General features: G+C 63.9%; 18 protein-coding genes and 1 tRNA gene. 9 read left to right on the top strand and 10 right to left on the bottom strand.

All coding sequences use genetic code 11. From position 1 onward, the window contains the following. Positions 1–15: 15 nt before the first annotated feature. The 3 genes from CH295_RS19935 to CH295_RS19925 all read right to left on the bottom strand — a co-directional run bounded on the left by CH295_RS19935 (position 16) and on the right by CH295_RS19925 (position 2,637). Entirely contained in the window at positions 16–903 is an 888-nt protein-coding gene (locus tag CH295_RS19935; RefSeq protein ID WP_094741720.1) for a MetQ/NlpA family ABC transporter substrate-binding protein, read from the bottom strand. 25 nt (positions 904–928) lie between these two features. After that, entirely contained in the window at positions 929–1,546 is a 618-nt protein-coding gene (locus CH295_RS19930; RefSeq protein ID WP_094741847.1) for a methionine ABC transporter permease, read from the bottom strand. 83 nt (positions 1,547–1,629) lie between these two features. After that, the gene (locus CH295_RS19925) at positions 1,630–2,637 is read right to left on the bottom strand and encodes a methionine ABC transporter ATP-binding protein (RefSeq protein WP_094741719.1); all 1,008 of its coding nucleotides are present in this window, start codon (positions 2,635–2,637) and stop codon (positions 1,630–1,632) included. A gap of 169 nt (positions 2,638–2,806) precedes the next feature. On the opposite strand from CH295_RS19925, the gene CH295_RS19920 reads away from it, so the two are divergent. The 3 genes from CH295_RS19920 to CH295_RS19910 all read left to right on the top strand — a co-directional run bounded on the left by CH295_RS19920 (position 2,807) and on the right by CH295_RS19910 (position 5,662). Then, positions 2,807–4,198, top strand: coding sequence for an LLM class flavin-dependent oxidoreductase (locus CH295_RS19920; RefSeq protein ID WP_094741718.1), 1,392 nt, complete (start codon positions 2,807–2,809; stop codon positions 4,196–4,198). Positions 4,199–4,433: 235 nt separating this feature from the next. Further along, the gene (locus CH295_RS19915) at positions 4,434–4,865 is read left to right on the top strand and encodes a nuclear transport factor 2 family protein (RefSeq protein WP_094741717.1); all 432 of its coding nucleotides are present in this window, start codon (positions 4,434–4,436) and stop codon (positions 4,863–4,865) included. Between the two features lie 26 nt (positions 4,866–4,891). Beyond that, complete coding sequence (locus CH295_RS19910; RefSeq protein ID WP_037192979.1) at positions 4,892–5,662, top strand: SDR family NAD(P)-dependent oxidoreductase; 771 nt, start codon at positions 4,892–4,894, stop codon at positions 5,660–5,662. 61 nt (positions 5,663–5,723) lie between these two features. On the opposite strand, the gene CH295_RS19905 is transcribed toward CH295_RS19910, so the two are convergent. The 4 genes from CH295_RS19905 to CH295_RS19890 form a co-directional block, all read right to left on the bottom strand. Further along, the gene (locus tag CH295_RS19905) at positions 5,724–6,707 is read right to left on the bottom strand and encodes an AraC-like ligand-binding domain-containing protein (protein WP_094741716.1); all 984 of its coding nucleotides are present in this window, start codon (positions 6,705–6,707) and stop codon (positions 5,724–5,726) included. A gap of 235 nt (positions 6,708–6,942) precedes the next feature. Continuing rightward, positions 6,943–7,014, bottom strand: a tRNA-Val gene (locus CH295_RS19900). Positions 7,015–7,101: 87 nt separating this feature from the next. Then, positions 7,102–7,563, bottom strand: coding sequence for a peroxiredoxin (locus CH295_RS19895; protein WP_032394459.1), 462 nt, complete (start codon positions 7,561–7,563; stop codon positions 7,102–7,104). Between the two features lie 31 nt (positions 7,564–7,594). Further along, positions 7,595–8,017 carry a DUF3052 domain-containing protein gene (locus tag CH295_RS19890; RefSeq protein ID WP_032379129.1) on the bottom strand — a complete coding sequence of 141 codons (423 nt, stop codon included), beginning with the start codon at positions 8,015–8,017 and terminating at the stop codon, positions 7,595–7,597. Between the two features lie 258 nt (positions 8,018–8,275). On the opposite strand from CH295_RS19890, the gene aceE reads away from it, so the two are divergent. From aceE to CH295_RS19860, 6 genes are all read left to right on the top strand, one after another. Then, positions 8,276–11,095 (top strand): pyruvate dehydrogenase (acetyl-transferring), homodimeric type, encoded by a 2,820-nt coding sequence (gene aceE, locus CH295_RS19885; RefSeq protein ID WP_037193545.1) that lies wholly within the window; start codon positions 8,276–8,278, stop codon positions 11,093–11,095. Between the two features lie 87 nt (positions 11,096–11,182). Beyond that, positions 11,183–12,562: a PucR family transcriptional regulator gene (locus tag CH295_RS19880; protein ID WP_230596340.1), complete on the top strand. Its 1,380-nt coding sequence runs from the start codon at positions 11,183–11,185 to the stop codon at positions 12,560–12,562. Between the two features lie 128 nt (positions 12,563–12,690). Further along, complete coding sequence (locus CH295_RS19875) at positions 12,691–13,599, top strand: ACP S-malonyltransferase (protein WP_037192984.1); 909 nt, start codon at positions 12,691–12,693, stop codon at positions 13,597–13,599. An 89-nt stretch (positions 13,600–13,688) separates the two neighbouring features. Then, a complete protein-coding gene (gene acpM / locus CH295_RS19870; RefSeq protein WP_045199610.1) occupies positions 13,689–14,033 on the top strand; it encodes a meromycolate extension acyl carrier protein AcpM in 345 nt (114 codons plus the stop codon). A gap of 8 nt (positions 14,034–14,041) precedes the next feature. Beyond that, on the top strand, positions 14,042–15,292 hold the full coding sequence (locus CH295_RS19865) for a KasA/KasB family beta-ketoacyl-ACP synthase (protein WP_037192986.1): 1,251 nt from the start codon (positions 14,042–14,044) through the stop codon (positions 15,290–15,292). 128 nt (positions 15,293–15,420) lie between these two features. Then, positions 15,421–16,854 carry an acyl-CoA carboxylase subunit beta gene (locus tag CH295_RS19860; protein WP_037192988.1) on the top strand — a complete coding sequence of 478 codons (1,434 nt, stop codon included), beginning with the start codon at positions 15,421–15,423 and terminating at the stop codon, positions 16,852–16,854. Positions 16,855–17,060: 206 nt separating this feature from the next. Here the strand turns inward: CH295_RS19860 and CH295_RS19855 are convergent, their stop codons facing one another. From CH295_RS19855 to CH295_RS19845, 3 genes are all read right to left on the bottom strand, one after another. Further along, positions 17,061–17,507, bottom strand: a complete 447-nt coding sequence (locus CH295_RS19855; RefSeq protein WP_037192990.1) for a cold-shock protein — start codon at positions 17,505–17,507, stop codon at positions 17,061–17,063. Positions 17,508–17,598: 91 nt separating this feature from the next. Beyond that, positions 17,599–18,111, bottom strand: coding sequence for a DUF3145 domain-containing protein (locus CH295_RS19850; RefSeq protein WP_037192992.1), 513 nt, complete (start codon positions 18,109–18,111; stop codon positions 17,599–17,601). Positions 18,112–18,255: 144 nt separating this feature from the next. Continuing rightward, complete coding sequence (locus CH295_RS19845; RefSeq protein WP_094741715.1) at positions 18,256–19,059, bottom strand: serine hydrolase domain-containing protein; 804 nt, start codon at positions 19,057–19,059, stop codon at positions 18,256–18,258. Between the last annotated feature and the right edge of the window lie 71 nt (positions 19,060–19,130).

Below are 19,130 nucleotides of genomic sequence, written 5' to 3'. Positions count from 1 at the left end.
GGGCGCAGGGTGCTGCTACTGCAGGGGTAGCAGGATGTCTTTCACTCGCGGGTCGGTGGCCAGGAATTCCTGCACCGCAGGATCCTTGAAGGCCGCAACGAGATTCTTGATGTTGTCGGTATCGGCCCAGCGGCTACCGATGGTGAGCTGGCCGGCGAACTCGTCCGGTGCAGGCGGCGCGAAGATCTGCTTCTCGACGGGGATGCCTGCGGCGAGGTAGTACTCGGTGTAGCCCACTGCTGCATCGAGATCCGGCAGCGCCCGCGATTGCGCTGCGAAGTCCAGCAGCGTGAACTGCAGGTTCTTAGGGTTTCCGACGATGTCCTTCTGCGTAGCCGTCGACTTGTCGACCGCGGGGTCGAGAGTGATCAGACCTGCTCGTTCGAGTACCCACAGGCCCTGGGCTTCGTTGGCCGGGTCGGAGTACAGCGACACTGTTGCGCCGTCCGGCAATTGGGCCGGGTCGGAGTACTTGTCGGACCAGAGTCCGAAGCCCCAGCGAAACACCGGGGTTGCGGCTTCCTCCTGGAAGTCCGGGTTGGATTCGAGGACCTGGCCGAGCCACAGCTTGTGCTGGTAGACCGTGGCGGCCACTTCGCCCTCACTCACCGCGCGGTTGATGGTGTTGCTGTCGGCGAGTCCGCGGAATGCGACTGTGATGCCGTACTTGGGGGCAACCTGGTCAGCGACGAATTCGACCAGGGCCTGCTCGGATGCATTGCCTTCGGCAGTGGCGACAACAAGGGTTGCGCCCTCGGTCTCGTTGGCCGAGGCCGTGTCGCCGAAGAACGCGATGCGGACAACCACCGCTAGGGCGATCAGCAGTACGACGGCCGCGATGATCCAGGGCGCCTTTCGACGGTTCTTCAGCTCGAAGCCGTGTGCTTCGGTGGACGTTGTCATGGTGAATGGACCTCTCGAATGTGGTTCAGACAGTGCGCACAGCGCGTTGATGAGGTGTGGTGTAGCGAACGAGCGCGTCGCCGACGAGCTGGACGGCGGCGACGGTGAGAATCAGGATGACGATCGTTGCGATCATGACGGTGTGATCGAATCTTTGGTATCCGTATGTGACTGCGACATAACCGATTCCGCCTGCACCGATCGTTCCGGCGATGGCCGAGTATTCGATCATGGCGATGACGTTGATGGTCAATCCACCGATGATCGACGGCACCGCCTCGGACAACTGCGTGGTGGTGACCTGCAATGTGGAGCCACCCGACGCCCGGGCGACGTCGACCACCGACGTCGGGACCGAGCGCAGAGAGTTCTCGACGATGCGGGTGAAGAACGCGATGCCCGCCAACGACATCGGCACCACAGCGGCTGCGATACCGATGTTGGTCCCGGTGATCCATCGCGTGACCGGAACCAGTGCAGCCATCAAGATCAGAAACGGCAACGACCGCCCGATACTGACGATCCAGCTGACCGGCGCATGGAGCACCGGGTTCTCGAACAGCCCGCCGGGGCCCAGGTTGAACAGCGTCGAACCCAGCGGTACACCGACGAGCACCACGATGAACATCACTATCCCGACCATCGTCAGTGTGTCGCCCAATGCGGGCAACAGCAGTGCGGGCAGTTCATCGACCGGAACCTTGTTGCCTGCGGCCACAATTGCGATCACGACGCGGCCTCGAGGATCGTCTGCTCGGTGAGCGGCGAACCGGACAACCCCAGCGCCTCCAGCGCACCGGGAACGCGTGCACTCAGGTGGGCACCGATGCCGAGTGACGCGCTGCCGACAGCTACTCCGGCGACAACCTGGACCGATGCTCCGAGTAGCGCCACCGGTGAGCCCAGGTCCTGACCCAACCGGCCGATCCAGTCCTGCGGAACCTCGGGCGAATCGTAGGTCACGTTCCATTGCACGTCGCCGGCCGCGGCCTGTGCGTCCTCACGCCTGGGGCGCAGCTCGTAACCGAGCGCTGAGGTGTGGTCGGTCAGCAGATCGACGAGGTTCCCGGATTCGACGATGCGTCCGTGATCGAGTCGAGCTACCGAATCTGCGGCTCGCAGAACGGTATCCATTTCATGGGTGATGAACACGATGGCAAGGTCGAGGTCCTGGCGCAGTTCTCGCAGCAACTCGACCACCGATTCGGTGGTCTGCGGATCTAAGCCGGAGGTGGCCTCGTCGGAGAGCAGCACCGACGGTCGAAGCGCCAACGCTCGCGCAATCCCCACTCGTTGACGCTGTCCGCCCGAGAGTTGAAAGGGATAGCGAGCGGCTTTGTCGGACAACCCGACTCGGTCGAGAAGCTCACCCACTCTCCTGGCCGTCTCGGCTTTCGTGGCCCCGAGGAAGTCCAATGGCAAGGCGACGTTCTCCGCCACGGTTCGACGCGAGAGCAGACTCGAAGACTGAAACACGGTACCGATGCGCCGCCGCGCCACCCGAAGTTGCTTGGCATTCAACGCCGTCAGGTCGTCCCCGTTGACGATCACCGAGCCCGAGGTGGGCCGGGTGAGCAAGTTGATGCATTGGGCCAGCGTGCTCTTGCCGGCACCACTGGGGCCGACCACGGCGAGAATCTCGCCGGACCGAACCGAGAAATCCAGCCGGTCGAGTACGACGGTTGTGTTCTTCCCCGTCCCGTAGGTCTTGGTCAACTGCGCTATTTCGATCATGCTCCGACGCTCTTTTCAGTGATGTGACGGCGCAACACTGAGGTGTCGGCGGCTCCATGACCAGCTATCGACTCATCACGATCCGAACTGTTCCCACCGGCCTGGGTCGTCGGTAGCGTCGCACCGCTGTCGATATTCGGACAGGTCGTCCCGCCGAAGGAGTTCCCCCGTGTCACGCGAGATTCGTTTCAATGCCTTCGACATGAATTGCGTCGCGCATCAGTCCCCCGGTCTGTGGCGTCATCCGTTGGATCAGTCGTGGCGGTACAAGGAACTCGGCTACTGGACCGATCTGGCGAAGTTGTTGGAACGGGGCCTGTTCGACGGCCTGTTCGTCGCCGACGTTCTCGGCACCTACGACGTGTACGGCGGCAATCACGACGCTGCCATCCGACACGGTGCGCAGATTCCAGTCTCGGATCCGCTGCTGCTCGTCAGTGCACAGGCCGCAGTGACCGAACATCTGGGGTTCGGCATCACTGCGGGTACCGGTTTTGAGCATCCGTATCCGTTCGCGCGACGGCTCTCCACGCTCGATCACCTCACCAACGGCCGGATCGGCTGGAATGTAGTCACCGGGTACCTGCCGTCGGCGGCGCAGAACATGGGCCACGACGACCAGCTGAAGCACGACGACCGTTACGACCACGCCGACGAATACCTCGAGGTGCTCTACAAGCTGTGGGAGGCGTCGTGGGACGACGACGCGGTGGTCCGTGATCGCGAGACCGGTGTGTTCACCGATCCCGCCAAGGTGCATCGAATCAACCACCGCGGCAAGCACTTCACTGTCCCGGGCATCCACCTCGCCGAGCCGTCGTCTCAGCGGACACCGGTGATCTTCCAGGCCGGCGCGTCACCGCGTGGCGTACGGTTCGCCGCGCAGAATGCGGAGGCGATCTTCGTCGGCGCGCCCACCAAGGAGATTCTGGCGCAGACGGTTTCGAGTATCCGTCGAGCATTGCGCGATGCCGGGCGCGATCCGTATTCGGCGCGGATCTATCAGCTGCTCACCATCGTCACCGATGAGACATCCGAGCTGGCTCATGCCAAGCACGACGAGTATCGTTCGTATGCCAGTGCCGAGGGTGCGTTGGTGTTCATGTCAGGCTGGATGGGCGTCGACCTGTCGCGGTATGCGCTCGACGAGCCGCTCGGCAATGTCGAGAGCAATGCCATTCAGTCGTTCGTCGCGTCGTTCCAGTCCATCGGAGCCGATGGCAAGGAATGGACGGTGCGCGATATCGCCGAGTGGGGCGGCATCGGCGGTGCAGGTCCGCGCATCGTCGGTTCCCCCGGCGAGGTCGCGGATCAACTGCAGGAGTGGGTGGACGAGACCGACGTGGACGGCTTCAATCTCGCCTACGCCATCACACCGGGAACCTTCGAGGACGTCGTGCACTACGTCGTACCCGAATTGCAGCGCCGCGGCGTCTATCGCACCGAATACACGCCGGGCACATTGCGCCACAAGCTCTTCGGCAAGGGCGATCGACTGCCCGAGGAACACCGGGCACAGCAGATCGTTCGGGAGGTCGAGAGCCATCGCACGCAGGCGTGACCCCCGATCGGACGCGCCCCTGAATACCCTCTGACTCCGTCATGTGTGCGCATCCGTACCAGAACATGTGCACGCTGGTTCGATGCAGCCGAACCGTCTCGCGCTTGGATGAATTCTGTCGCCCCACTCGACCGAGAACGACTCTCGTCCGTGGGGTACCTCGCGAGGTCACTGTCGCCCTCCGAGTATCAGTGCCGCTGTACATCGGCGGCTCAGCCATTTCGACAGGAGCGCCATGACCGACTCACCGGTGGAAGACGTACACGCCATCCAAGAACTCAACGCTCGTTACAACTTCGCGGTGGACGAAACCGACGGTCCTGCCTGGGCCGACTGTTTCACCTCCACGGGCGTCTTCAACGCCCTCCTTCCGGGCCAGACCCCGACTGGCACAGAGGAACTGATTCGCTTCATGCCCATCGTCACCGAGGCGTTCGGGCGAATGCACCACCTCACGACCAACGAGATCATCACGGTGAGCGGCAACGAAGCCACTCAGAAGTGCTATCTCCTCTTCTTCTCGGCGAAAGACGGACGTACCGAAGGGACCATCTGCGAGTACAACGACGCGCTCGAAAAGACGGACAGCGGGTGGAAGTACTCGTGCAGGGACGTCACCGCGCACACCAAGATCGCTGACTTCACCGCCGTCACCGAACCCGTCTGACCACTCGCGAAACGAAGAAGGCAATCATGGATTTCGAAGACAAGGTAGTTCTGATCACCGGTGCAGCCGGCGGCATCGGCCACGCTGCGACAAAGGCGTTCGCCGAACAAGGTGCCACGTTGGTGTTGGTGGATCTGTCACTGTCGGCGCTCGAGAAGATCGCCGCCGATCTGGGCCTCCCCGAGAACCGACTGCTACTCGTCGCAGCCGATGTCAGGAGCGAAAGTGAGGTCGAGGGATACGTCGCCGGTGCCACAACGCGGTTCGGCAGGATCGACGTCTTCTTCAACAATGCGGGCGTGGAAGGTAAGACCGGAGCCCTGGTCGATACCGACGCCGAGACCGTGGACACGATCCTCGACGTGAACGTCAAGGGATCGTTCTTCGGCATCAAACACGTCCTGTCGACGATGATCACACAGAAGTCGGGTGCCATCGTCAACACGTCGTCGATGGCCGGGTTGATCGGCTTTCCCGCCCTCGGTGTGTACACCGCCTCGAAGCACGCTGTGATCGGCCTGACGCGCGTGGCTGCATTGGAAGCAGCAGACAGCGGTGTTCGAGTGAACGCAGTGTGTCCCGGTCCGGTGAACACTCGCATGATGCGCGGAATCGAAAACGGCCTGTCGGCCGACAACCCCGAGGCAGCGAAGTCTCAGTTCGCCGACAGCACCGCCATCAAGCGGTACGCCGAGCCCGAGGAGATCGCGAATGTCGTGCTCTTCCTGGCCTCGGACAAGGCGTCCTACGTCACCGGAAGCATCTTCACCGCGGACGGCGGCATGACCGGAATGTGATCGTCGGCGCTCACCGCCCCGAAGCAGACAGTGCACCGGGCGGTGAGCACGTCCGTCGGTGTCATGACGACGGAGACGCGGCTCGTCGACCGAGGTATTCCGAAGGCAGACAGCCTTTGTGCGTTCTGAAGACACGATTGAGATGCGACAGGTCCGCGAAACCCCACCGAGCTGCGAGGGTGGACATCGACGTCGGCCGGGTCGCCGAGTCGAGATCTGCGGCGCACGCCTCGACTCGCGACTTCATGACAGTTCGGGCATACGAGAGGTCGGTCTCCTCGTACAGCTGGTGGAGCTTGCGTACGGAGATGGAGAAGCGCCGCGCGGTGTGCTCGGCAGGCACCGATCCAAATCGAATCTGTTCTGCCACATAGGTGTTGATGGCGGCTCTCGTCTCGGCTCGGATGCTCCGGCCGTCGACGGCCCCTTCTTCTCTGCTCGATCCGGCCGCTGATGCGATGAGAGTGAGCAGTGCCGAATTGGTGGCAAGGACATCCGCGCGCCCCATTCGATCGGCTCGCTGCCACACCGCAGTCATCGCGGCGCCGGCTACGTGCGCGGACGCATTGGCCGGCGAGAAAGATACTGCGGTTCTCCCGTTCGAGTCCTTGATCAACGGTGTCAACATGCCGTTGGGGACCTTCATCGACAGCACTCTCCACCTGCTCCGGTAATCGAGTCCGAACGGTCGAGTTGCATCGAACAACGCGAAATCGCCTGCGTTCACGACACACGTCCGGCCTGCCTGACTCCCGACACAGCTGCCCTCCAAGACCAGATTCACGAACGTCACGTCCTCCGTGGTTCTCGCTACCTCTGAACGCCCGTGAATGTGGAGTTGAGGCTCCGACGCGATTTCCGCAAGCCGAATGGATCCAACCGGTGCAGCGCGAACCCACCCGCTCATCCCACCGGGTGTCGACGAGGCTGTCGGGTCTACGGCCGGGCGGCGGGGGAACAACGGTGTGAACGCGTCGCAGATCGCGTCGCGCCAGTAGCCGAATTGGTCGGTCACCGGCAGGTCTTCCGTCGTCCAATGCTCCATGGTCAAGCCTCGCCCGTATCGAAGTTCGCGCTCGTCCCACCGATGATGCTGGGCAGTCGTTTCCGAGCCGTTGCACGTGAGGAGTCGACGCGTAACCGTCACCTCACGCAGCCGACGAACCGGATGTGAAGCGCCGTGAGCATGGACGGGCAGATACGGACGAGGTCGACTGTGACCGATGATGACCGGCGGGCCGAATCAGGGACGACGACACCTGTGGCAATTCGATCGAGGGTGGGCGCAGAGGGGTTCGAACCCCCGACCGCTGGTGTGTAAAACCAGAGCTCTACCGCTGAGCTATACGCCCGAGTACCGGTGGCCTGGGTACAACCCCGGGCCACCGGAACGCTTGGAGAAATTTATCGTGTCTGATCTCTAACTACAATTCCGCAGGTCAGCTCACCTGAGCGAGTGCCTCGGCCCACGATGAACTGTCGCGGGCCTCACCGGGTCCGTTCATTTCGGCGAACCGGATGATTCCGGATTTGTCGACCACGAACGTCCCGCGATTGGCGAACCCGGCGCTGTCGTTGAACACGCCGTACGCCTGAGCAACCTCGCCGTGCGGCCAGAAGTCCGACAGCAGCGGAAAGGTGTAACCCTGTTCTGCAGCCCAGATCTTGTGGGTCGGAGGCGGACCGACCGAGATTGCCAGGATGGCAGTCTCGTCGTTCTCGAAGGTCGGTAACTCGTCGCGCACTTTGCACAGCTCGCCCTGGCACGTGCCGGTGAAGGCCAGTGGATAGAACACGAGCAGAACGTTTTTCACGTTCCTGTACGACGACAACGTGACCAGCTGGTTGTTCTGGTCTTTGAGGGTGAAGTCGGGCGCAACCGCGCCAACCTCGATCGGCATCTAGAACCGTCTTCCTGTGTCGAGAATCGGCCTACCGCTTGGTGGCAGGGGTTTTGGGCTGAACCAATCGACTTCCGATCCAGTCACCGAGGTTTGCCGCAGAGGTCTGCGTCAATCCTGCGGTCGGGGCGGACTCGGCAATCTCACTGGGTTCGACGTGACCGGACATGCCGGTCTTGGGGCTGAGGACCCACACGATGCCGTCGTCCGAGAGCGGACCGATGGCATCCATGAGTGCATCGACCAGGTCACCGTCTCCGTCGCGCCACCACAGCAGTACAACGTCGATCACCTCGTCGGAATCCTCGTCGAGGGTCTCGCCACCGATCGCATCTTCTACGTCGGCGCGCAGATCATCGTCGGTGTCCTCGTCCCAGCCCAGCTCCTGTACGACCATGTCGCGAGTGATGCCAAGTTTCTGAGCGTAGTTCTGAGCGTCCGCCGCGGCGACCACGGTGGTGACCTCCTTGAATTGTGGGTGCAGTAGTCAAAGCGAACAGTGTTGAAGCCGTTCGCGCAAGCTGACCGCGCCGAAATTGAGTACATAAATTTCTACTGGTGGGTATTGGACCTCTGTACTACCAGAACCGACGAGATGCGGCAGGATTGGGGAGGAATCACGAGAACGAGGAAAGTAGACCGCCGTCACAGGGGCGGGTCTACCGGGACCGGGCGCCACACCGAGCGTCCGCCACATTGAGGAGTGCACACGTTGTCCGAAGTGAACAGCGGCGAACGGCAGAACACATCGTCTGCAGGCAAGAAGGGCTCGGACGGCCGGGTCCGCGTCATCCGCGAGGGTGTCGCGTCGTACCTGCCCGATATCGACAACGACGAGACCAACGAATGGATCGAGTCGTTCGACGGCTTGCTGGAGAGGTCCGGCCCCAACCGCGCTCGCTACCTGATGCTCAGGTTGCTCGAGCGCGCCGGTGAGCGCCGCGTGGCGCTGCCGTCGCTGACGTCGACGGATTACGTCAACACCATTCCCACCGAGAACGAGCCGTGGTTCCCCGGCGACGAGTCGATGGAACGTCGCTACCGTGCCTGGATTCGTTGGAACGCCGCGATCATGGTGCACCGCGCGCAACGTCCCGGCGTCGGCGTCGGTGGCCACATCTCCACGTACGCCTCGTCGGCTGCTCTGTACGAGGTCGGCTTCAACCACTTCTTCCGTGGCAAGGACCACCCGGGCGGCGGCGACCACATCTTCATCCAGGGCCACGCCTCCCCCGGTATCTACGCCCGCGCCTTCCTCGAAGGTCGCATCCCGGCCGAGCGCATGGACGGCTTCCGCCAGGAAGCCAGCCACGTGAACGAGGGCGGCGGACTGCCGTCGTACCCGCACCCGCGTCTGATGCAGGACTTCTGGGAGTTCCCGACGGTGTCGATGGGTCTCGGCCCGATGAACGCCATCTACCAGGCGCGCTTCAACCATTACCTCAACGATCGCGGCATCAAGGACACCTCCGATCAGCACGTGTGGGCGTACCTCGGCGACGGCGAGATGGACGAGCCGGAATCGCGTGGACTCGCGCACGTGGCCGCCACCGAGGGCCTCGACAACCTCACCTTCGTCGTCAACTGCAACCTGCAGCGTCTCGACGGCCCGGTGCGCGGTAACGGCAAGATCATCCAAGAACTGGAGTCGTTCTTCCGCGGAGCCGGCTGGAACGTCATCAAGGTCGTCTGGGGCCGCGAGTGGGACTCGCTGCTGCACAAGGACCGCGACGGCGCGCTGGTGAACCTCATGAACACCACGCCCGACGGCGACTTCCAGACCTACAAGGCCAACGACGGCAGCTACGTCCGCGATCACTTCTTCGGCCGCGATCCGCGCACCAAGGAGCTCGTCAAGGATCTCTCGGACGACGAGATCTGGAACCTCAAGCGCGGCGGCCACGACTACCGCAAGGTGCACGCTGCCTACGCGGCCGCGATGTCGCACAAGGGCCAGCCGACGGTCATCTTGGCGCACACCATCAAGGGCTACACCCTCGGCAAGCACTTCGAGGGCCGTAACGCCACGCACCAGATGAAGAAGCTGACGCTCGACGATCTCAAGACGTTCCGCGATCTCCAGCACATCCCGATCTCCGACGAGGAGCTCGAGAAGGATCCGTACATGCCGCCGTACTACCACCCCGGTGCGGACGCTCCCGAGATCCAGTACATGCTCGATCGTCGTAACAAGCTCGGCGGATTCGTTCCGGAGCGGCGAGTGGACGTCAAGCCGCTGCCACAGCCCGGCGACGACACGTACAAGACGCTCCGCAAGGGTTCCGGCAAGCAGGAAGTCGCCACCACCATGGCGCTCGTGCGCGTCATGAAGGAGCTGTTGCGAGACAAGGAGATCGGCCACCGAATCGTGCCGATCATCCCCGACGAGGCCCGTACGTTCGGTATGGACTCGTGGTTCCCGTCGCTCAAGATCTACAACCGCAACGGTCAGCTGTACACCTCGGTGGACTCGGAGCTGATGCTCGCCTACAAGGAGAGCTCGGTCGGCCAGATCCTGCACGAGGGCATCAACGAGGCCGGTTCCACGTCGTCGTTCACGGCGGTCGGTACCTCGTACGCCACGCACGGCGAGGTCATGATTCCGCTGTACATCTTCTACTCGATGTTCGGATTCCAGCGCACCGGTGACGGTCTCTGGGCTGCCGCGGACCAGATGGCTCGCGGATTCGTCCTCGGTGCCACCGCCGGCCGCACCACCCTGACCGGTGAGGGTCTGCAGCACGCCGACGGTCACTCGCTGCTCCTGGCGTCGACCAACCCGGCGGCCGTGGCCTACGACCCGGCGTTCTCGTACGAGATCGCACACATCGTCAAGGACGGTCTGCGACGGATGTACGGCGGCACCGAAGGCGTGGAAGGCTTCGGCGGCGAGAACATCTTCTACTACATCACCCTCTACAACGAGCCGTACGTACAGCCGGCCGAGCCGGAGAACCTCGACGTCGAGGGTCTGCTCAAGGGCATCTACCGGTTCGCGGCTCCCCAGGAGGGCGACGGACCCGAGGCACAACTGTTGGCGTCGGGTGTCGGCATGGTCTCGGCCCGCAAGGCCCGAGAGCTGCTGTTCGAGGAATGGGGCGTTCGTTCGGCCGTGTGGTCGGTGACGTCGTGGGGCGAGCTGCGCCGCGACGGCGTCGAGGCCGAGAAGGAATCTCTGCGCAATCCCGGTGCCGACAAGCGCGTTCCGTTCGTCACCTCGGCACTGGCCGACGCGCACGGCCCGGTTGTCGCATCTTCGGATTGGATGCGTGCGGTTCCGGACCAGATCCGTCAGTGGGTTCCGGGTGATTACGTCACCCTCGGCACCGACGGCTTCGGATTCTCCGATACGCGTCCGGCCGCGCGACGGGTGTTCAACGTCGACGCCGAGTCGATCGTCGTCGCCACGCTGTCCGCGCTCGCGGACTCCGGTGAGATCGACAAGTCCAAGGCCGTCGAGGCCGCGGAGAAGTACAAGATCGACGACGTCACCGCTGCGCCGACGTCGTTCGCCGACACCGGTTCCGCGTAGGTTCCACCCTTGTTCGCCCGACCCCCGTCCCACGTCGCGAAGTACGTCCATCGCGATAGGGGCGGGGGTCGGGCGTAGGTTCTCCTTATGTCCGATGCGAAACCCGGTTCACCGGACAGTGCGTCCGCACGTGATGTGTCCCGACGCGACGCCTACCGTGAGGCGTTGCGTGAATCGTTGACCTCGGACAACGAAGTGCACCTTCCGGTCGCCTCGTTGGCACCCTCGCGCCAGAAGCGCGATCCCCTGCCCGATGCGCTGCTGCGTCGCGTCAAACAGTTCTCCGGCCGACTCTCGACCGAGGCCGTGACGACGATGCAGGGCCAACTGCCGTTCTTCGGTGATCTCGACGCCGCCCAACGCGCAAGTGTTCAGTTGTTGATTCAGACAGCTGTCGACAACTTCCTCGAGTGGCTCAAGAACCCCAACAGCGATATTCGCTTCTCGCTCGATGCCTTCCAGGTCATTCCGCAAGACCTTGCCCGACGCCTCACTCTGCGCCAGACCGTCGACATGGTCCGGGTGGCGATGGAGTTCTTCGAGCAGTGGCTCCCGGCGCTGGCACGCAACGATCAGCAGTTGGTGGCGCTGACCGAGGCCGTCTTGCGCTACGGACGCGAGCTCGGTTTCGCTGCAGCGTCGGTCTACGCCAGCGCCGCCGAATCACGCGGAGCCTGGGACACCCGCCTCGAAGCCCTCGTGGTCGACGCCGTCGTGCGCGGAGACACCGGCTCGGACATGCTCTCGCGTGCCGCCACGTTGAACTGGGACGCCACTGCGCCCGCCACGGTGTTGGTCGGCACTCCCCCGGACGATCGGGGCGTGTCGGTGGTCGGAACCGTGCACGCCGTCGCGCAGAAGCACGGCCGCGCCGCGTTGGCCGTCGTGCAGGGAACGCGGTTGGTGATGGTGGTCAGTGGTCAACTCGACGACACTGCCACCCATCGCGCCTTCATCGACGACATGCTGCAGAACTTCTCGGACGGACCCGTCGTCATCGGCCCGACCACTCGGACTCTCGGGGCGGCGCATTCGAGCGCGGTGGAGGCGTTCGCGGGTATGCAGGCCGTGGCCGGCTGGCGGGGTGCGCCGCGTCCGGTGCACGCCGGTGAGCTGTTGCCCGAACGGGCACTGCTCAACGACGGTGCAGCGATATCGGCGTTGAACGATCACGTGGTCGTTCCGTTGGCGGCGGCAGGTTCGGGATTGGCCGACACCCTCGATGCGTATCTCGACTGTGGCGGAGCCGTCGAAACCTGCGCACGGCAGCTGTTTGTTCATCCAAATACCGTCCGGTATCGGCTCAAGCGCATCGCCGAGGTCACCGGTCGCGACCCCACTCACCCGCGGGATGCGTACGTGCTCAGAGTTGCAGCAACGGTAGGTAGGTTGGCTCGAACGCATCACGAACCGCCCCATCCTGCCCCATATGTCACACAGGTCACATTCGGAGAAGTAGTCACGTAACGCCGAACCACCCTCCGGCGATAGCGGTTCCCCACGAGGCAATTTGTAGGGTTCCCACAAATTGCTTGTCGAGAGTTCATCGAGCGCGACATCACCCATTCGGCACCCGACGGTGTTCTCTTAACCCTGTGATTGCGTTGCTTGCGCCCGGTCAGGGCTCCCAGACTCCCGGCATGCTGCTGCCTTGGCTCGAATTGCCGGGTGCAGCAGACCGACTCGCGTTGTGGTCGAAGGCCTCCGGTCTCGATCTCGTCCGTCTCGGTACCACTGCTACCGCCGAGGAGATCACCGATACAGCGGTGACCCAGCCCCTGGTCGTGGCATCCGCCTTGCTCGCATTCGAAGAGATCGCCTCGCGCGGCCTGTTCCCCGAAGACACCATCGTCGCCGGACACTCGGTGGGCGAACTCGCCGCTGCCGCGATCGCAGGCGTCATCTCCTCCGACGACGCCGTGTCGCTCGCCGCCGTCCGCGGCGCAGCAATGGCCAAGGCATGCGCACTCGAACCGACCGGCATGTCCGCCGTGCTCGGCGGAGACGAAGCTGCTGTCCTGGCCCGCCTCGAAGAGCTGGACCTCGCTCCGGCCAACGTCAACGCTGCCGGTCAGATCGTTGCGGCCGGACTGCTCACCAAGCTTGCCGAGTTGGCCGAGAGCGCACCCGAGAAGGCTCGGGTTCGCGCACTGCCGGTCGCAGGCGCGTTCCACACCAAGTACATGGCGTCCGCGGGCGATACCGTCGCCGCAGCCGCTGCCGCCATCACCCCGTCGGAACCGACGCGGACGCTGCTGTCCAATTCGGACGGTCAGCCCGTGGCCTCGGGTGCCGACGCACTGAACAAGCTTGCTGCTCAGGTCACTCGCCCCGTGCGATGGGATCTGTGCAATGCCTACCTGCGTACCGCGCAGGTCACCGGACTTGTGGAACTGCCCCCGGCAGGCGCACTGGTCGGCATCGCCAAACGCGAACTGCGTGGCGTCGCCAACCTCGGCCTGAAGACACCGGCGGACATTTCCGCAATGGCCGAGCTCGGTTAGCTCGACCCCACACACCCCGCAGTCACAGAACTGCGGATCACACTTCCACTCCCCGAGTGGCAGAAATGCACAATCGCGTCTCGAAGCACATGACTTCGGCGTTCTACACAGAAGAGAAGGGAGCCACAACAGTGGCCAGCCAGGAAGACCTCATCGCCGGACTTGCAGAGATCATCGAGGAGGTCACGGGCATCGAACCGTCCGAGGTGACCATCGAGAAGTCCTTCGTGGACGACCTCGACATCGACTCGCTCTCCATGGTCGAGATCGCAGTGCAGACCGAGGACAAGTACGGCGTGAAGATCCCCGACGAGGACCTCGCAGGTCTGCGCACCGTCGGCGACGCCGTCAACTACATCCAGAAGCTCGAAGCGGAGAACCCCGAAGCCGCAGAAGCTATCAAGGCCAAGCTCGACGACTCCGCGAGCGAGTGACACGGCCCATGACCAACCCATCCACCGCCAACGGACGCTTCCCCAGTGTCGTCGTCACCAGCCTCGCTGCGACCACGTCACTTGCGGGTGACGTCGATGCCACGTGGAAGGGTCTGCTGAACGGCGACAGCGGAATCGCAACTCTGGAAGACGATTTCGTCGCCGAGTACGACCTGCCCGTGCGGATCGGCGGCCACCTCGCGGTGAACCCGCAGACCCTGCTCTCGCGGGTCGAGATTCGACGCCTGAGCTACGTGGAGCAGCTGGCCACCGTGCTCGGTCGTGAGGTCTGGAAGAACGCCGGGACTCCCGACGTCGACCCCCTCCGCCTCGGCGTGTCGATCGGCACCGGCCTCGGTGGCGGCGATTCTCTCATCGACGCCAACGACAAGATGAAGGCCGGCGGCTACCGCAAGGTGTCTCCGCTCGCCGTTCAGATGGTCATGCCGAACGGCCCCGCAGCGGTCGTCGGACTCGAGCTCAAAGCACAGGCCGGTGTCATCACTCCTGTCTCTGCCTGCTCCTCGGGATCGGAAGCCATCGCTCACGCGTGGCGGATGATCGTGATGGGCGACGCGGACATGGTCGTCACCGGCGGCGTCGAGGGTTACATCGACGCGGTTCCGATCGCCAGCTTCTCCATGATGCGGGCGATGAGCACCAACAACGACAATCCGAAGGGTGCGTCACGTCCGTTCGACAAGGATCGTGACGGCTTCGTCTTCGGTGAAGCGGGTGCGCTCATGGTCATCGAGACCGAGGAGCACGCCAAGGCACGCGGCGCAACGATCCACGCCCGCCTGCTCGGTGCCGGAATCACCTCCGACGGGTTCCACCTCGTGGCTCCCGACCCGGAGGGCACAGGTGCCGCGCGCGCCATGAAGCGTGCGATCGAGACCGCAGGATTGCAGAAGTCCGACATCACCCACGTGAACGCCCACGCAACGGCAACTCCCATCGGAGACACCGCCGAGGCGCTGGCGATCAACAAGGCCGTCGGAAATCACGCAGCGGTGTACGCACCGAAATCCGCTCTGGGCCACTCGATCGGTGCCGTCGGTGCCCTCGAGTCGGTACTGACGGTGCTGGCAGTGCGCGAGGGAATCATCCCTCCCACACTGAATTTGGAGAATCAGGATCCCCAGATCGATCTCGACGTCGTCAAGGGCGAGCCCCGCGTCGGACAGATCGATTACGCGATCAACAACTCGTTCGGATTCGGTGGGCACAACGTAGCGCTCGCCTTCGGAAAGGCGTGATGGCCTGAGTCGTCTCCTCGACTCAGCGAATCTCGCTCTCGCAGTGCATGATCCGGACCGGGGCCGTTCCCAGGGAACGGTTCCGGTCCGGGCCTCGCCCCCTCAGGGGCCCTGAAGAAGGACAAGCGATGACTATTCTGGCCCCTGTCACACGATCCGGTACGTCCACCGATCCCCGCGATCCACTCGCCCGCCTCGAGAATCTGTTCGACGCCGGAACCACTGTGCCGCTGCATGATCGGGACAAATCCGGCATCCTCGCAGCATCCGGCGAGATCGACGGCGTCCACACCATCGCGTATTGCTCCGACGCCACCGTCATGGGCGGTGCCATGGGCGTCGACGGCTGCAAGCACATCGTCGCCGCCATCGACACGGCCATCGAGCAGCGCGCTCCGATCGTCGGCGTCTGGCATTCCGGAGGCGCTCGCCTCGCCGAGGGCGTCGAAGCCCTCCATGCCGTCGGGCTCGTCTTCGAGGCCATGGTTCGAGCATCCGGCCTGGTCCCCCAAGTTTCCGTCGTCCTCGGCTTCGCAGCCGGCGGTGCCGCCTACGGTCCTGCGTTGACCGACGTCGTCATCATGGCTCCCGAGGGACGTGTGTTCGTCACCGGTCCCGACGTCGTCCGCAGCGTCACCGGTGAGCAGGTCGACATGGCCTCGCTCGGCGGCCCCGACACCCACCACAAGAAGTCCGGCGTGTGCCACATCGTCGCCGACAGCGAGATGGACGCGTTCACCCGCGCCCGCCGTCTGGTGTCCATGTTCTGCGAGCAGGGCGAATTCGACATCGCCGCCGCCGAGCACGGAGACACCGATCTTCGGGCTCTGATGCCCGAATCCAACCGTCGCGCATACGATGTCCACCCGATCGTCCACGAGTTGCTGGACAACGTCGAAGGGGAATCGACCTTCGAGGAGTTCCAGGGCGGCTGGGCCCGCAGCATCGTCATCGGCCTCGGACGCATCAGCGGCCGCACCGTCGGCGTCATCGCCAACAACCCCATTCGTCTCGGCGGTTGCCTCAACTCCGAAAGTGCCGAGAAGGCAGCCCGTTTCGTGCGCCTGTGCGACGCATTCGGCATCCCGCTGATCGTGGTCGTCGACGTTCCCGGATACCTGCCCGGCGTCAGCATGGAATGGGAAGGCGTCGTCCGCCGCGGAGCGAAACTGTTGCATGCTTTCGCCGAAGCCAAAGTCCCCCGTGTCACCCTGGTGACACGCAAGATCTACGGCGGCGCATACATCGCCATGAACGCTCGCGCACTCGGTGCCACTGCTGTGTACGCCTGGCCCGGCTCCGAGGTCGCCGTGATGGGCGCGAAGGCAGCCGTCGGCATCCTGCACAAGAAGGCCCTCGCGGCCGCTCCCGAGGAGGAGCGTGAGGCACTGCACGATCGCCTCACCGTCGAGCACGAGAACATCGCCGGCGGCGTCGAGCGTGCCGTCGCCATCGGAGTCGTCGACGAGGTCATCGAGCCGAGCAAGACCCGCAGCACGGTCGCCAAGGCTCTCGCGGCAGCCCCCGCGGCGCGCGGCAACCACAAGAACATTCCGCTCTGATCGTCCGGCTTCGCTTGCGGCCCTGACTCAGCACCCAGCCCCGTCCTCCCCCGGCCGCGTGAATGGACCCTTGCAGGGCCCAGACGCATGTAATGGTCCATTCACGGTGGCTCAATGCGGCTTTCAGGCGATCTGAGTGGACAACAAAGCCACATTCATCCGGAGCCGAACGGGCTCCAAGGCGGGATGAAGCGGCTACGCGTCGGTCAGTTCTCGATCCACTTGTGATCGTGAGCCAGTCGCAGCATCGCCGATCGGATGTCGAGGATCTGCGCTGCGGTCACTGTTCCGTTGGCCGTCAGCAGCGCCTCGGTCACTTCGGCAGTGAAGTCCGCCTCGGAGAGCACATCGCAGATGACATCTTCGAGCTGCTGGTGTTCGCTGACCGGAACGTCGTGGAACGGAACGTCGGGCTTGCGCCGGGTGACCAGCGCGGTCGATGCGGGACTGTCGATGATCTGCACCTGAGTGGCCTTGAGACCACGGTCGCCGTCGACGGCCACGTATTCGACGCGAACCCCCGGTGCCAACAGCCTCTTGTCGAAATCCAGATCGTTGACGTGAATGAACACGTCCTCGCCGCCCTCGTCCGGCGCTACGAATCCGTACCCCTTGAACTCGTCGAATCGAATCACTTTTCCGGTCGACAACATCGAACTCACCACTCCACGGTCGTTCCCACATGCCTACCCCAGGCACGAACGCGAAACTACCGCGGCTCCGAACCCCCAGCAACTCCCACGACTAGCCGACGTTGCGGCTCAACCACGTCACTTCGGCTCCGGCACCACCGGTGCGGTACGGCTCGAGGGCGGCGTCCCAGTCCGATCCGAGAGCGTGCTCCACGGCGGCGGTGAAGTTTCCCTGGTTGTTCTCCATGAGGGCGCGCAGCCGCATCTCGCCGAGCACCACGTCCCCGTTCGCGCTCGTCGTTCCGCGCCACAGGCCCAACCCTGGCACGTGCGAGAACCGTTCACCGTCGACGCCTTCGCTTGCGTCCTCGGTCACCTCGTACCGCAGCATCTGCCACGAGCGCAGAATGCCGGCCAGCTTCGCTCCGGTACCGACCGGGCCCACCCAGTCGGTGGTGGCGCGCAGCTGCCCGTCGGAGGCGGGCTGCGCAGACCACTTCAAATTCGCACGGCAATCGAGGGCGTCGGTCAACGCCCATTCGACGTGCGGGCACAGCGCAGCGGGCGACGAGTGGATGTACACAACACCCGACGTCGCTTCTGCGAACTGATTCGATCCACGCATTGCACTACCTCCAGCTTCGACGAGGGACGTCTTCCCCAACGACCTCGACATGCTTCGGCTGGCTGCAGTGAATCAACACGTATGTGTACTAGTGTGCCCCGAGTTACCCCTGTTGCGCCAGTGCAATCTGTTAACGGGCGGAGTTCACCCTGCCAGGACGGCGTCGGACAGCTCCGGCCACAGCGGTTTCGCCCAGTCCCCGAAGGCTCGATCGGTCAACACCACACACGCGGTCCGCACTGACGGATCCACCCACAGGAACGTTCCGGCCTGACCGAAATGACCGAACGTGGCCGACGAGTTGGTGCTTCCGGTCCAGTGCGGGGTCTTCTCACCGCGCAGCTCGAACCCGAGCCCCCAGTCGCACGGTTTGTGCGATCCGTAGCCGGGCACGATCCCGTTCAGACCCGGAAACTGCACATCTGTCGCCGCGGAGAAGGTCTGCGAGGCGAGGAGCGTGGGCTGCAACAGCTCCGCCGCGAATTTCTTCAGGTCCGCCAGGGTGGAGCTGGCACCGTGGCCCGCCGAACCCGGTAGTACGGTGTTCGTCATCTGCAGTGGCCGGCATACGCCCTCGTCGAGGTAGTCGGGGAAGGCGATGCCTGCCTCGGTTTCGATCAGTTCGGCCAGCACCTCGAACCCGGCGCTCGAATAGATCCGCTTGGTGCCGGCCGGTGCCTGGACGGTGCGGTCGCCGAACGCCAACCCCGACGCGTGCGCCAGCAGATGCCGAACCGTCGACCCTTCCGGTCCTGCGGGTTGATCGAGCTCCACCGCGCCTTCCTCGACGGCGACCAGAACGGCGTACGCACTGAGCAGTTTGGTGACCGAGGCCAGCTCGTAGACGCGGTCGGTGTCGCCGACCTCCTCACGAACTCCGGAGTCGGTGACGACTGCTGCACTGACATGGTCGACGGGCCAGGAGGACGTGAGATCGAGGGTGGTCACGATTCACGAGCCTAATTGTCTGTCGATGACGCTGCCCCGGTCCCCCGCCGGGCTACGCTCGCAGCACATGA

Origin of the sequence: Rhodococcus sp. 14-2483-1-2, from assembly GCF_002259405.1 — a bacterium.
In the GTDB taxonomy this organism is placed as follows: Bacteria; Actinomycetota; Actinomycetes; order Mycobacteriales; family Mycobacteriaceae; genus Rhodococcoides.
Note: the sequence above shows the minus strand (reverse complement) of the source record. Positions and strands in the feature narration are given on the sequence as shown.